Annotated in this window: 14 protein-coding genes; 5 read left to right on the top strand and 9 right to left on the bottom strand. The window is 58.3% G+C overall.

The features are described 5' to 3' along the window. Positions 1–78 precede the first annotated feature (78 nt). Together MLC59_RS02515 and MLC59_RS02510 are read right to left on the bottom strand one after the other, a co-directional pair. Positions 79–1,020 carry an electron transfer flavoprotein subunit alpha/FixB family protein gene (locus MLC59_RS02515; RefSeq protein ID WP_248230628.1) on the bottom strand — a complete coding sequence of 314 codons (942 nt, stop codon included), beginning with the start codon at positions 1,018–1,020 and terminating at the stop codon, positions 79–81. After that, positions 1,021–1,770: an electron transfer flavoprotein subunit beta/FixA family protein gene (locus MLC59_RS02510; RefSeq protein ID WP_248230627.1), complete on the bottom strand. Its 750-nt coding sequence runs from the start codon at positions 1,768–1,770 to the stop codon at positions 1,021–1,023. A 720-nt stretch (positions 1,771–2,490) separates the two neighbouring features. Here MLC59_RS02510 and MLC59_RS02505 point away from each other — a divergent pair. Further along, on the top strand, positions 2,491–4,143 hold the full coding sequence (locus MLC59_RS02505; protein ID WP_248230623.1) for an electron transfer flavoprotein-ubiquinone oxidoreductase: 1,653 nt from the start codon (positions 2,491–2,493) through the stop codon (positions 4,141–4,143). A 176-nt stretch (positions 4,144–4,319) separates the two neighbouring features. On the opposite strand, the gene MLC59_RS02500 is transcribed toward MLC59_RS02505, so the two are convergent. From MLC59_RS02500 to MLC59_RS02475, 6 genes are all read right to left on the bottom strand, one after another. Next, positions 4,320–4,781 (bottom strand): FKBP-type peptidyl-prolyl cis-trans isomerase, encoded by a 462-nt coding sequence (locus tag MLC59_RS02500; RefSeq protein ID WP_248230621.1) that lies wholly within the window; start codon positions 4,779–4,781, stop codon positions 4,320–4,322. 204 nt (positions 4,782–4,985) lie between these two features. Continuing rightward, positions 4,986–5,549, bottom strand: coding sequence for a DUF1285 domain-containing protein (locus tag MLC59_RS02495; protein ID WP_248230619.1), 564 nt, complete (start codon positions 5,547–5,549; stop codon positions 4,986–4,988). A 164-nt stretch (positions 5,550–5,713) separates the two neighbouring features. Beyond that, complete coding sequence (locus MLC59_RS02490) at positions 5,714–6,166, bottom strand: SixA phosphatase family protein (protein ID WP_248230617.1); 453 nt, start codon at positions 6,164–6,166, stop codon at positions 5,714–5,716. A gap of 3 nt (positions 6,167–6,169) precedes the next feature. Continuing rightward, complete coding sequence (locus MLC59_RS02485; protein WP_282450816.1) at positions 6,170–7,264, bottom strand: NAD(P)H-dependent glycerol-3-phosphate dehydrogenase; 1,095 nt, start codon at positions 7,262–7,264, stop codon at positions 6,170–6,172. Positions 7,265–7,312: 48 nt separating this feature from the next. Further along, entirely contained in the window at positions 7,313–7,804 is a 492-nt protein-coding gene (locus MLC59_RS02480) for an STAS domain-containing protein (protein ID WP_248230613.1), read from the bottom strand. Positions 7,805–7,855: 51 nt separating this feature from the next. After that, the gene (locus tag MLC59_RS02475) at positions 7,856–9,097 is read right to left on the bottom strand and encodes a PP2C family protein-serine/threonine phosphatase (protein WP_248230610.1); all 1,242 of its coding nucleotides are present in this window, start codon (positions 9,095–9,097) and stop codon (positions 7,856–7,858) included. 118 nt (positions 9,098–9,215) lie between these two features. On the opposite strand from MLC59_RS02475, the gene MLC59_RS02470 reads away from it, so the two are divergent. Continuing rightward, positions 9,216–10,691: an HD domain-containing protein gene (locus tag MLC59_RS02470; protein ID WP_248230608.1), complete on the top strand. Its 1,476-nt coding sequence runs from the start codon at positions 9,216–9,218 to the stop codon at positions 10,689–10,691. 6 nt (positions 10,692–10,697) lie between these two features. On the opposite strand, the gene MLC59_RS02465 is transcribed toward MLC59_RS02470, so the two are convergent. Further along, positions 10,698–11,741, bottom strand: a complete 1,044-nt coding sequence (locus MLC59_RS02465; protein ID WP_248230607.1) for an NAD(P)/FAD-dependent oxidoreductase — start codon at positions 11,739–11,741, stop codon at positions 10,698–10,700. A gap of 112 nt (positions 11,742–11,853) precedes the next feature. Between MLC59_RS02465 and MLC59_RS02460 the strand changes: the two genes are divergently transcribed. Genes MLC59_RS02460 through MLC59_RS02450 form a run of 3 tightly spaced genes read left to right on the top strand, consistent with a single transcriptional unit; the run spans position 11,854 to position 14,077 of the window. Beyond that, positions 11,854–12,807: an acyl-CoA desaturase gene (locus MLC59_RS02460; RefSeq protein WP_248230603.1), complete on the top strand. Its 954-nt coding sequence runs from the start codon at positions 11,854–11,856 to the stop codon at positions 12,805–12,807. Next, positions 12,804–13,292, top strand: a complete 489-nt coding sequence (locus MLC59_RS02455) for a nuclear transport factor 2 family protein (protein ID WP_248230602.1) — start codon at positions 12,804–12,806, stop codon at positions 13,290–13,292. Before MLC59_RS02460 ends, MLC59_RS02455 begins: the two co-directional genes overlap by 4 nt. Continuing rightward, positions 13,289–14,077, top strand: a complete 789-nt coding sequence (locus MLC59_RS02450) for an SDR family NAD(P)-dependent oxidoreductase (RefSeq protein WP_248230600.1) — start codon at positions 13,289–13,291, stop codon at positions 14,075–14,077. The genes MLC59_RS02455 and MLC59_RS02450 overlap by 4 nt, the downstream gene beginning before the upstream one ends. Positions 14,078–14,082 lie beyond the last annotated feature (5 nt).

Genomic DNA, 14,082 nt, shown 5'->3' with positions numbered 1-14,082 from the left:
AAGCAGGCGAGGCAATCTTTCTGACAGATACGAAAAAGGGGCGCCCGGAAGCGCCCCTTTTTCTGTCGAAGCAAGCCCTTACAGGACTTTCTTCAGTTCCTCTTCAAGCTGGGGAACCGCTTCGAACAGGTCGGCCACCAGGCCGTAGTCCGCCACCTGGAAGATCGGGGCTTCTTCGTCCTTGTTGATCGCAACGATCACCTTGGAGTCGCCCATACCGGCCAGGTGCTGGATAGCGCCGGAGATACCAACCGCAACGTACAGCTGCGGAGCAACGATCTTGCCGGTCTGACCAACCTGCATGTCGTTGGGCACGAAGCCTGCATCAACGGCTGCACGGGAGGCGCCAACAGCGGCACCCAGCAGGTCAGCAACCTGCTCAAGCATCTTGAAGTTGTCGCCGTTCTGCATGCCGCGACCACCGGAGATAACGATGGATGCGCTTGCCAGGTCCGGACGGTCAGACTTGGCCAGTTCCTCGTTAACAAACGAGGAAATACCAGCGTCCTTCACCACATCCAGGTTCTCGACAGCAGCAGAGCCACCTTCGCCGGCAACCGGGTCAAACGCGGTCGGACGAACGGTGATTACCTTGGTGCTGTCCTTGGACTTGACGGTCGCAATGGCGTTACCGGCATAGATCGGACGAACAAAGGTGTCAGCGTCAACAACGCCCATAATGTCGGAAACCTGGGCAACGTCCAGCAGCGCAGCAACGCGCGGCATGAAGTCCTTGCCAGTGGTACCGGCAGCGGCCAGGATATGGCTGTAGCCCTTACCTGCCTCGGCTACCAGCTCGCCCAGGTTTTCACCCAGGTTGTGGCCGTAGGCAGCGTTATCGGCAACCAGTACCTTGTTAACGCCGTCTGCCTTTGCAGCCTGCTCGGCAACCGCACCACAGTTCTCGCCGGCAACCAGAACGTCGATATCGCCACCGATTTCCTTGGCAGCAGCCAGGACACTCAGGGTAGCCTGCTTGAGGCTGCTGTTATCGTGTTCAGCAAATACCAGGATGCTCATTTAGATCACCTTCGCTTCGTTCTTCAGTTTGTCGACCAGCTGGGCTACGTCTTCTACCTTGATACCAGCCTTGCGTGCAGCAGGCGCTTCAACCTTCACGGTTTCCAGACGCGGTGCAATCTCGACACCCAGGTCAGCCGGGGTGGTGGCGTCCAGCGGCTTCTTCTTGGCCTTCATGATGTTCGGCAGGGAAGCGTAACGCGGCTCGTTCAGACGCAGGTCAGTGGTGACCACTGCCGGCAGGTTCAGGGAAACGGTCATCAGGCCGCCGTCAACCTCACGGGTAACGTTAACCTTCTCGCCATCAACCGCAACTTCGGATGCGAAGGTACCCTGGGCCATACCGGTCAGGGCGGCCAGCATCTGGCCAGTCTGGTTGTTGTCGGAGTCGATGGACTGCTTGCCGAGGATAACCAGCTTCGGCTCTTCCTTCTCGACAACCGCCTTCAGCAGCTTGGCAGCTTCCAGGGACTGGACTTCTTCGTCCGTCTCCACATGAATGCCACGGTCAGCACCCAGCGCCAGGGCTGTACGGATCTGCTCCTGGGCAGCCTTCGGGCCAATGGAAACCACGACAATCTCGCTGGCGACGCCCTTTTCCTTCAGGCGAACCGCTTCTTCAACTGCGATTTCACAGAAGGGGTTCATCGCCATCTTGACGTTGGCAAGATCAACACCGGAGTTGTCCGGCTTGACGCGTACCTTCACGTTGTAGTCGATAACTCGTTTTACAGCGACCAGAACCTTCATAGATTCCTCGTTCTTCTACGATGGGTTTAATGACTCGTAATCAAAAAGACTCTCGCCTGAACCACCGGGGAAACACACCGCCAGGTTGGCAACAGCAGAGTATTCATGATTCCTGTCGCTCCGACCGCTCGCGAAGCCGCGGCCGAACCTTGATTCAAACAGCAAAAACTCCGTTGGACCTGCTGTCAGGGCGCCATAATACTGAAGGCAAAGACCCGGTGGGTCAATAGCAAATGCAGCATCACAGCGGCTTTGCAAGGCTTTCCGTAGTTTTTTTGCGGCACTTATCCCGTTTAGCTGTTCTGATTTCGAGCCTGATTAAGCGATTTTGGCTTCAATATTGAAACACTGTTTCGCAATTATGGTATAATTCACTTTGCTTGCTATCCGGTTATTTCCACCTGTCAGGACCCATAACCGGCTTGTCCGAACGATGACAGAAAGCGGCGACGTTTTCAAACGATCGTTTGAACTGAGCAAAAAGCGGGGTAAACTGTCGTTTATCAGCCAGTTGTCCGGTAATATGTACGCTTTGCCCTGAGCGCGGGTACGCCATGCCGAACCCTGGTCGCAACCCAGTGACGTGTTCAGCAAACCATAAAGATGAAGGGACAGACGCAGTGTGTGCCCGGCACATCACCTGCCCCGGCTGAATCCGGTCGGCGCCCGAACGTGCCAGATTCCTTCTGTTCAACTGATGAGAAGTTTGAGGAGACCAACGTGGAACGCGAATCAATGGAATTTGATGTTCTGATCGTCGGCGGGGGACCTGCGGGTCTCTCGGCAGCCTGTCGCACCATGCAATTGGCCCAGGAAGCCGGCGAAGAACTGACTGTCTGTGTCGTCGAGAAAGGCTCCGAGATCGGCGCCCATATCCTCGCCGGTACCGTGTTTGAGCCCACTGCCCTGAACGAGCTGTTCCCGGACTGGAAAGAGCGCGGTGCTCCCCTGAACACCCCGGTCACCCGTGACGACATCTTCCTGATGAAGGGCCAGGACAAGGCCACCAAGATCCCCAACGCCTTCGTGCCCAAGAACATGCACAACGAAGGCAACTACATTATCAGTCTGGGCAACCTGTGCCGCTGGCTGGCCGAGCAGGCAGAAGCCCTCGGCGTTGAAGTCTACCCTGGCTTCCCGGCCGCTGAGACCATCGTTGAAGATGGCCAGGTCAAAGGCATTATCACCGGCGATATGGGCGTTGCCCGTGACGGTGGCGAGAAAGACGGCTACATGCCGGGCATGGAGCTGCGAGCCAAGTACACCCTGTTTACTGAAGGCTGTCGTGGACACCTGGGCAAGCGCCTGATCAACGATTTCAAGCTCGACGAAGGCAAGGATCCGCAGCACTACGGTATCGGCATCAAGGAGCTGTGGGATATCGCTCCGGAGAAGCATGAGCCTGGCCTGGTGGTTCATTCTACTGGCTGGCCGCTGAGCGAGTCCGGCACCACGGGTGGCTCTTTCCTTTACCACCTGGAAAATGGCCAGGTCTATGTGGGCCTGATCACCGACCTGTCCTACAGCAACCCGCATGTAAGCCCCTTTCATGAGATGCAGCGGCTCAAGACGCATCCGGAATTCAAGAAATACCTCGAAGGCGGCAAGCGCGTTTCCTATGGTGCCCGGGCTATCACCAAGGGCGGCCTGAACTCCCTGCCGAAGATGAGCTTCCCGGGCGGTCTGCTGCTGGGCTGCGATGCCGGCACCCTGAACTTCTCCAAGATCAAGGGCTCCCACACCGCCATGAAGTCCGGCATGCTGGGTGCTGAAGCCGTTTTCGAAGCACTCAAGGAAGGCAAGGCCGGTGAGGAAGTCACCAGCTTCCAGGAGCGCTTTGAAGGCAGCTGGCTCTACAAGGAGCTGTTCAAGGAGCACAACTTCGGCCCCGCGATGCATAAGTTCGGTATGGTTGGTGGTGGCGCTGTCGCCTTTATCGAGCAGAACATCCTGGGCCGGCCGCTGCCCATGACGTTCCACGACACCACACCGGACTACGCCACCATGAAACCGGCGGACCAGTGCAAGAAGATCGAGTACCCGAAGCCAGACAATACGCTGACCTTCGACAAGCTGTCCTCGGTGTTTATCTCTAACACCAACCACGAGGAAGACCAGCCGATCCACCTGAAGCTCAAGGATCCGTCGATTCCCATCGAGCACAACCTGCCCAAGTACGATGAGCCTGCACAGCGCTACTGTCCGGCCGGCGTATACGAGGTAGTAGAAGCAGAGGACGGCAGTGGCAAGAAGTTCCAGATCAATGCCCAGAACTGCGTTCACTGCAAAACCTGTGATATCAAGGACCCTGCCCAGAATATTACCTGGGTAACGCCTGAAGGCGGCGGTGGTCCCAACTACCCGAATATGTAACGCATAAGCCGATAGCAGGAAAGCCGGGGTTCGCCCCGGTTTTTTTTGCCTGTAAAAACCCGAAGCGAACAACCCCAGGAGTTTGCACCTGCGCCCTTCCCGGCCGGTTATCCATACATAAAAAAACGGCTCCCACAGGAGCCGCTTTTTATGCAACCTTGACGGAAGGCATCACATCAGTGCACGTGGCCGTGCTCCTGCTCTTCGTCGGTTGCCGGGCGGGTCTCGACCACTTCCACGTCAAAGTGGAGAGTCTCACCGGCCAGCGGGTGGTTGGCATCGATGGTGACGGTTTCGTCGCTTACTTCCACAACGCGGACGACCTGGGGGCCACCCGGCGTCTGAGCCTGGAACTGCATGCCCGGCTCGATGGTGTCTACACCCTCGAACGCGGAACGGGGAACCGGCTGAATCAGCTCGTCGTTCTTTTCACCGTAACCTTCGGCCGGGTCAACAGATACCTTGACCTGGTCGCCAGAGTCCTTCTCGGTCAGCGCGCTTTCCAGCCCGCCGATGATGTTCTGTGCACCTTCCAGATACGACAGTGGCTCACGACCTTCCACGCGGGAGGAGTCCAGCTCTTCTCCCTGATCATTGGTCAGTGTGTAGTGAATGGTAACAACGCGGGGTTGGGCCATGGTTTCTCCTTGCATGTCGCAATGACTGTTAATTTAAAACGGATGATCGATGATCTTGAACAGTCGGACTGCACAGAGGAACTAACGACCACCGGGCCTCATTAGAGAGCCGGGCTCGGTAACAAGATCTAAAATACAGTCTAACAAGGGTCAGACTGCGTTTTCTACCGTGTTGCCTCATTGGTGGAGCCGGGTTGGCGTATTTCAACCGTTGCCCACCGGAAAAAATTCACCGCTGCTCCAGATACCCAGTAAATCCTTGCCTGACGTCGGATTTTCAACCAGCAGGTCCGCCAGCTCATAGTAGGCGGCGGTGACCAGGCGGGCTTCCAGTCCGCGCCGGACATGGACAACGGGACGCGGCGTGCCGTCACCTTCGTAGGCACCTACCTCCAGCGGGTGGTCCGGCCCCAGAAGCAGCCGCTCACCCACATTGGTGGTGACCGCGAGTACCTGATCTTTACCAGTGCCAGCCACTTCCAGGCTGTGGGCCAGCAAAGGGGTATCCTCCACCTTGATGCGCCACTTCTCGACCGGGGTGACCAGGTAATACTCGCCGTCCTCTTCCCGCCTCAGTATGGTGGAAAAAAGCCGCACAATGGCTTCCCGCTGGATCAGCTCACCCTGGTGGTACCAACCGCCATCCCTGGCGACACGAATATCGATATCGCCAGAGAGCTCCGGGTTCCACTTCTCTATGGGCGGCAAACCGGCTCCCTGGGAAGCGGACTTTACCTGTTCTTCAAGACGTTTCGGGTCCTGGCTCATGGGTGTCTCCTGACGAATCGGTGAATCAAGCCAATAACGATAATGATAGTCGCGAAAGCCGGAATATTCGGATCTGTTGGTAACAAAATGGGGCCTCGCACCATGGGTTACAAGGGTAACTGGCCGTTAAATCAGGGGTTTCAGCCAAAAACAACGCGGCAGGCTCACGGCAGGAACTGGACCTTCAGGTCGGCGCAGCCGGGTCCGACTACTGGCAGCTCCAGGCCAACCGCCTGACTGGTCATGAAGGGGATGCCCTGACGATGCCCGTCCACCAGCAAGGTAGAGAGGGCGCCCACCAGCGGCATATGGGAGACGATCAACAGACGTGTGGCCGGAGACTCTTCAAGCAGCGCGTCCAGGCACAGGCCCGGATCGTCATCCGGGGTGAGAAAGGTTTTCTCGGTTACACGGCAATTGAGGATTTCGGAGGCGATGGCCGCTGTTTGCCGGGCACGGATCAGAGAGCTGCACCAGATTTCCCGGGGCCGCCAGGGCGACTCGGCGATCTGGTGTACCACCCGACCCGTGGCTGTGCGGCCGGCGTCGGTCAGCTCTCGCTGCTGATCGATGGTATGCCAGCCGGCCTCACCATGGCGCATCACCAGTAATTTCACGGCTCAGGCCTGTCCTGACAGGGTTCTCGGCAGGATGAACTCGACATCAGAGTTCTGCACAGCAGTCATCAGGCCACTGATAACGGCCTTGATAGAGGCTCCACCATAAAGGATATCGTACAGACCGCGAACCAGTGGCATATAGATGCCCACGTCCTCAGCCTTCTCCTTCACCAGCAACAAGGTATGGATACCCTCGGCCACCTGGCCGAGCTCTGCTACCGCATCCTCCAGCCGGGCACCCTTGCCGACGGCATAGCCGACCCGGTAGTTACGGCTCTTGGAAGATGTACAGGTGACCACCAGGTCACCAATGCCGGCGAGCCCCATAAAGGTCATTGGATTGGCGCCCAGGCTGACGGCAAAGCGACTCATCTCGGCCAGGCTGCGAGTCAGCAGCATGGCCTGGGCATTTTCTCCCAGATCCAGCGCGGCGCCCATGCCAGCGACAATGGCGTAGATGTTCTTGAGTGCACCAGACAGTTCCACGCCGTAGATGTCCACATTGGCGTAAACCCGGAAATACTCGCAGCCTAACAGGTCTTGCACCGTACGCCGCACGTCCGGATCCTTGGCAGCGATAACTGTCGCTGTCAGTTCCCGGTTAACGATTTCCGCCGCAAGGTTGGGGCCACTGAGTACACCAATGCGCGTTCGTGGTATCTCTTCCTGCAAGATCTCGCTCATCAGCCGAAAACCGTCCCGTTCGATGCCCTTGGTCAGGCTGATGACAATCTGGTCTGGCCGGAAGTCGCTGGCGTGGGCATGGATAACGTCGCGGAAGGCCTTGCTGGGAATGGCAACAAAGACGATCTCGGCATTGGCCAGGGTTTCAGCAAACGCCGTGGTGGGCAGCAGGTCGCCCTCAATTTTCACACCGGGCATGTAACGGCTGTTGGTGCGGTGTTCCGTCAGTTCCTGCACCTGTTTCTCGTCCCGCATCCAGAAGTGGACGCGATGGCCATTTTCACACAACACCTTGGCCATGGCAGTACCGAAACTGCCGCCGCCGAGAACGGCGACATCGTGTTTTTCACCAGGGGATCGGGATGGATATGGGGACGTGTGCCCGTTACCGGGCCGTTTAGTATCAGGCATAGTGCTTCCGTATCGGCCCTGTTGTGTCCGGGGGTGTTTCTGCTGAAGTCAGCCTGTGTCCTCGCACTCCAGGGCACGCACCAGGTTATGGAATTCTTCCCGGTTACGGCTGTTCAGACCCATCAGTACACGGTGGGCATCCAGTACCTTGTCCCGCACTTCCTGCTCACTGGCGCGGAGCACGGGGATTTCTTCCAGTTCCTCGATACGCGATGCGGGCTCGCGCACGATAATAAAAATCCGGTCAAACCCCATTGATGTGATGATTCGGGTGATGTCCGGATTCGTAGAAATCAGGGTCGGCAGAAAATGGCTCTGCCTCTTGGCGGCCATGGCGATCTTGGCCAGCAGGCCGAGGGTGGTGCTGTCGATCACATCGGTTTCGGTCAGATCGATAACCACGGTCTTGAACGCCGGGTCGGACGTGATGGATTCCACCAGGTTGTCCAGCGTTGAGCACAGGTTGAGACGGATTTCTCCAATAAACTTGAGGACGTAGATCCCCTGCTTCTCAGCCTGCAGAATCTTGTAGCCAGCCATGTCATTTACTGCCAGTCGTTCGACAAAACGGAAACGCCCGGTGAGCTTGCCTCACCTGGCACCCGCCGGCTTCCCGGCATCAGTGACCGATACACCTTGCAGATCCGGATCGGTCAGTCTGATATCGGTAACCGACACGATCGCAATATCGTCCGGAAGCTCTGATGTACTCTCAAGCTGCAGAGCCTCGTTCAACGATGCGATAGTGTGACGGCCTCCCGATACGAGTTCAAGTAGTTGCTGTTCCTTTTTATCCAGATTTTCCGCGTCCAGCACTTCCAGTATACCGTCCGAGAACAGGAACAGATGAAACGGCCCGGGCAGGGTCATCTCGTACTCATCCCACTCCGGCTCCTCGAACAGCCCTACCGGGAGCCCGGAGCCTTCCAGGAAGCGGGTCTCCCCATCCTCAAAGGCTATCACCGGCATCGGGAAATGTGCTCCCACAGCGTAACGCAGGGTGCGCCTGGCGGCTGAGATAATGCCTACAAATACGGTGACATGCTTTCCCAGCCCGGTATCCAGTAATTCCGAATTGATGCGCTGGAGGATCCGTTCCGGGTAGAGAAGATCATCGGAGGAACCCCGACGCAGATTGCGTTGCAGCCGGTTGGTCAGGTTCTTGAGCAGCACGGTGACGAAGGCGGAACTGGCACCGTGGCCAGACACATCCGCGATGTAGACCAGGGTTTCATCATCGGAAATGCGAAAATAGTCGAGGAAATCGCCACTCAGGAAAAGCGAAGGCTTGATCAGATGGTCAATGGCCAGGCCGTTCAGGATGACCTGGTGATCCGGCAGCATCTTCATCTGAACCTTGCGCCCTGCCCGCTGGTCGGCCCTTAGTTCCGAGATGCCTTCACGAAGGTTGGTGTTGGTCTCTTCGAGTTCCTGCCGGTACAGCTGATTAAGGCGATGGACCCTGAGCCGGTCAAACAGGCGCCCCAGCACGTCTTCAACCACCGACTTTTCCGACAGCGGCTTGAGAATGAAGTCCACAGCACCAGCCCTCAAGGCCTCAATCACCTGGTTGGCTTGTGTCGCCTGGGAATAGGCAATCAGGGGAAGGAAGCTGCCCTCTCCTTTCAGGCAAGTGGTCAGCTCAGAGATAGTCGCCGGCGGCAGGTCTGCAAAGATGACGTCAGGTGGGCGATCCTCAAACAGCCGCCGGGCCTCCGCCACGCTGGGATAACCGTGCACATAGAAGCCCCGCGAAACCAGGTAGCGGTCGAGATCTGCCCTGGCAGCCTCGTCGGGATCAATTATCAGAATGCGCTCGGTGCGCGCTGTCATGCTCTGGCCTTCAACGTGTTCGCGGTCTTGTTCTGGATAAGCCACTGCTTATACCGGGTATTCTGGCACGGTGGTGTGATATAACAAGTGCCACAGTGTTTTCCTGCGAGGTTTAACCATGCGCAAGGCGGTGAATGATCTTCTCGGAGCCTATGACAAGATCATTATGGATCCGGTTCACGGGGGTATACCCCTGTATCGCCACGAGATACAGGTTATCGACCACCCGTTGTTCCAGCGGCTACGCAATATATGCCAGAACGACATCCTTAGCCTGGTGTTTCCGGGGGCGACGCACTCCCGCTTCCTGCACAGTGTCGGGGTCATGCATGTGGGCGGGCGCATGTTCCGGGCCATGATCGACGCCTACCTGCGCGAACGGCAGCTCAGCGAACAGGTAGACCTGACCCTGAGCCAGCTGGATGCGATTGATTACCTCGCCAAGACCATCCGCCTGGGCTGTCTGCTCCACGACAGCGGTCACTCCAGTTTCTCCCACCAGTTCACCCAGGCCCGTCGCATCCACGACCTGATGGCACAGCCGGGGCGGTTCGAGCAGCTTTGGGAAGGTGCCGATTACCGGGATTATTTCCGTGCACCTCCGGTCGAGCTGGAGCATGAGCACTATTCCGTGCGGGTCGCCCACGACATCCTGGCCAGTATCGACCTGGAGGCCGCCGGCCTCTATGCACAGGACGTTATGGGCATCATGGAAACCACGGAAGTCACCCCCAGCGAGGCCTTCTCCCGCCATGCCCATACCTTCTGGGCGTTTATTTCCGGTGAGGATTCAGAAGCAGGACGACTGAGAACCGCCGACATCCCGGCCCTGGTCATGAATATGCTGTCATCCATCGTGTCTGGTGAGATAGATGCCGACCGGGCCGATTACATGCTTCGGGACGGTTTCCATTCATCCGTGACCATTGGCGGCTTCAACCTGGACCACCTGCTCAGCAACCTGCGATTCGGCTGGGACACCCGCAGCCCCTGGCTGGGCCTTGCGATCACCCATAAGGGACTCGGTGCGCTGGAAGACTTTGTCTACAGCCGTCATCAGATGTATCGCAAGGTCTATGCCCACAAGACCGCGCTGGGATTCGACTGGCTGTTGCGCGAAGCCATCAACGAAGCGCTGGAAGACCCCGACATCTTCGAGTGGGTGAACACCTGCCTCAGCGATATGAAGTATTTTGCTGACCTGACGGACAGCTTCTTCTGGGAGGCCTTCCGGCGCATTGCCCGTCAACGCCCGCATAGCTACTCCCGCTGCATTGTGGATCGGGTCAGGCTGCGGCACCTGGATACAAGGGAAAACCTTGAGCCAGACGAAATGGGCGCCCACCGCCACTGGCTTGCCCGCGAATTACAGCTGCTGCCGACCGATGTGGTTACCTGCACCATGCGAGCGAAGTTCTCCCGCATCGGTGAGAACTTTGATGGCATTCAGGTGCTGGTACGGGACCCGGTGAGCCGGCGCCGCAGCCTGAAACGCATCAGCGAAGTCAGTGCGTTTTTCAGCAAGTTTGGCGACGGCACCATTACACACTTCTACCAGCGGCCAGAGGGTGTAACCGGGCCGGAAGGTGAATGATCAGCATCAGCCCGGCAGCACGCCCAGGCAAGCCAGCCGGCTGACCAGGCCATCGGCACTATTGAAAGCACCCTCAACACGTCCGCCGTCCAGCCAGTCCCCGGCAATGGCAATGCGCTCCTCGGGGAACCAGAGGTGCCCCGGGCCGGTCCGGGCCTTGGGACGGGCGTACAGCCAGCGGTGAACCTTCACGGTCCCGGGGTTGGCCCTGACCTCTCCGTACTGGAGGAACTCGTTCAGCAGTTGCTCAGCGACCTGGTCCGGGTCTTCCTCCGTATTGGCGTCAGACCAGTCAGGGTCCCCGTGCAGGACCCACCACTCGCCCTGGTCTTCGCGCCCCGGCTTACTGGAATTGTTAGCAGCCCAGTTCAGCAGACGGCTATTGGGCATCAAAGCCTCGAAGTCGACGCCCGCACCCTCGGGGAAATGGACCATCACTGTCCAGCAGGCCTGCATGCGACTGATCTCGATATTAAAGTCATCCGCCAACACCGCCAGCCCACTGTCCTTGAGCAGGTCGACGGTCTGGGCTGGCGGTGGCGTCAGCAACACGGCGTCAAAGCTTTCATGGACCTGGCCGTCGGTATCGGTAAGGCACCAGGTTTTATCATCACGACGCCCAAGGCTGGCGATGCGGACCCCGGCCCTGACGTCCAGTCCCTCGGACAGCGAGCGTGTAATAGCCGACATGCGCGGAATGCCTACATAGCGCTCTGCCGGACGCATTTTCTGCCACCCATTGTCGGCCCCCTGATAACGGAACCGACCATCCCACAGCCCCCAGCATTCGGTGCTTGCATGTTCCGTGAGGAATTCCCGGAACGCCGGGTTGCGAACTGTGAAATACTGGGCACCGATATCTGCCGAGCCGTCGGCAGGTTCGCTCAGTCGCTTCGAGGCCATGCGGCCACCGGGACCACGACTTTTTTCGAACAGGGTGACCTCCACCCCGGCAGCAACCAGTTTCCGTGCTGCGGTAAGACCAGCCAGCCCTGAACCAACGATGGCCAGCCTTCGTATAACAACCTGTGGATCTTGCGTATCAATCATGGTTTCCCAAACATCCGAAATAGGGGTCGGTTACGTAAGAATGCCAGCGGTGATGCACAAGCGCAGTCACCGCAGACAATGCCCGCTTTAACACTCAAAAGGTTCTAGCTGTATGACCAGAGTCCAGTCCTGGCTCACGGACATTCTGAGATGGTTCGATTCCGAAGCCGGATCGGATCAACTTGATCTGACCTCCCGACGCTTCAATACGCTCAGGGTGATGCCCTTCGTGGCCCTGCACCTGGCATGCCTGCTGGCGTTCTATACCGGCACCAGCTCGTTCGCCGTGGTTTTTGCGGTAGCCTTCTTTGCCGTCCGCATGTTTGCCATCACCGGCTTCTACCACCGGTATTTCTCTCACAAGACTTTCAAGACGAGCCGCAGCTGGCAACTGGTGTTCGCCGTTCTTGGTGCCAGTGCGGCCCAGCGCGGGCCGCTGTGGTGGGCTGCCCACCATCGCCACCATCACCAGCACTCTGACGGCGAAGAAGACCTGCATTCACCCCACCAGGGAGGTTTCTGGTGGTCCCATGTCGGCTGGTTTACCTGCGATGCAGCCTTCCGCACCGAGGAGCGCCGGGTAAAGGACTGGATGCGATTCCCTGAGCTCCGTTTTATCAACCGGTTTGATGCACTGGTGCCTGCCGCATTCGCCCTCGCCATCTACGGCCTTGGCGAAGCCCTGGCTGCCTGGGCCCCAGGGCTTGGCACCAACGGACTACAACTGCTGGTATGGGGGTTTATTATCTCAACGGTGGCCCTGTTTCACGCCACGGTGTCCATCAATTCGCTTTCCCATGTCTGGGGCTCCCGTCGGTTCGAAACAACTGATGACAGCCGTAACAACTTCTGGCTGGCGTTGATCACCTTCGGCGAAGGCTGGCACAACAACCATCATCGCTGGCCCCAGTCGGCCCGTCAGGGTTTCCGCTGGTACGAGATTGATCTGACCTACTATGGACTCTGGGTTCTGTCGAAGATCGGCATTATTCACGACCTGAAACCCATCCCGGAATCCATCCGGGAAGAAACCCGTCTTCTTGACCTGCAACGGAGGCGCTCATGATTACCCAGGGCATCAGTGACAGTTCAGCCACTACCACCACGGACATTCACCGCAACGAAGCCGTGTCAGCGACGGTCGAGCGCTTTCAGCGACTATTCAATACGCTCTCCGCCGGCAATGTGTCAGGACTCGCCGAGGTCTACAGCGAAGACGTTTGCTTCAGCGACCCCTTTGGCTCAGTAAGCGGCCTCCGGGAACTCCAGGCTTACTTCGAAAAAGTGTACACCAACGTGCGGAGCTGCCGGTTCGACTTTGCCGAGGTTATCGTCAACGGCGACCAGGCCTGCCTCAGCTGGGTAATGCATCTGCAGCATCCCAAGCTTCGTCGGGGCCGGGAGATCACCGTGCACGGCATGACCCACCTGAAAGTCCGGGACGGTCGCGTGCAGTTTCACCGGGACTACTTTGACGGTGCCGAACTGCTTTACGGCAATCTGCCAATGCTGGGCGGCGCTATTCGCTGGATCAGGAACTACGCATCATGAGCGGTTTTCTTGAAACCTCCTCCCGAATCTGGCTGACCGGCGCGACCTCTGGCATTGGCGAAGCCCTGGCCAGGCAACTGATCAAGGACGGGCATTCACTGGTGGTTACCGGCCGTCGCCAGTCTGCGCTTGATGAGCTGGCCAGCCTGGCCCCGGACCGGGTATCCGGCGCGCGGGCTGATACCACCAGCACGGCAGAGCTTGGGCAGATCGACCCCGTGCTCACGGCCGGCGCGCCCCTGGACCTTGCCATTCTGAACGCAGGGACCTGTGAGTACCTTGATGTGAGTCAGTTCGACAGCGAGCTGATCGGGCGCAATATAGAAACCAACGTTATGGGCACGGTGCGCTCCGTGGAGCGGGTACTTCCCCACCTTCGCCGGACACGGGCACAGGGGCGCCCTGCAGCGCTGGTAATCGTCGGCTCGTCGGCGTGGTGGTTTCCCTTCGGTCGTGCGGAGGGGTACGGCTCATCCAAGGCGGCCCTGGCCTATTTTGCCCAGTCGCTGCGTGCAGACCTGGCACGTGAAGGTATTGAGGTTTTCCTGGTATCACCCGGTTTCGTCAAGACGCCGCTCACCGATCGTAATGACTTTCCCATGCCCTTTCTGATCGAGGCAGACGAGGCCGCCAGCCGAATCATCCAGGGACTGAAAAAAGGACACCACACCATTGAATTCCCGCGACGATTTACCTGGACGCTCCGTTTGCTCGGTAACCTGCCGCAGGGCCTGATTGACCGAATGGCCGCGCGCATGGCCAGAAACACACCCCAGGAAAACTGACCACC

It is taken from the genome of Marinobacter bryozoorum, from assembly GCF_023156245.1.
Lineage (GTDB): Bacteria > Pseudomonadota > Gammaproteobacteria > Pseudomonadales > Oleiphilaceae > Marinobacter > Marinobacter bryozoorum.
This window is presented reverse-complemented; position numbering and strand designations above follow the sequence as displayed.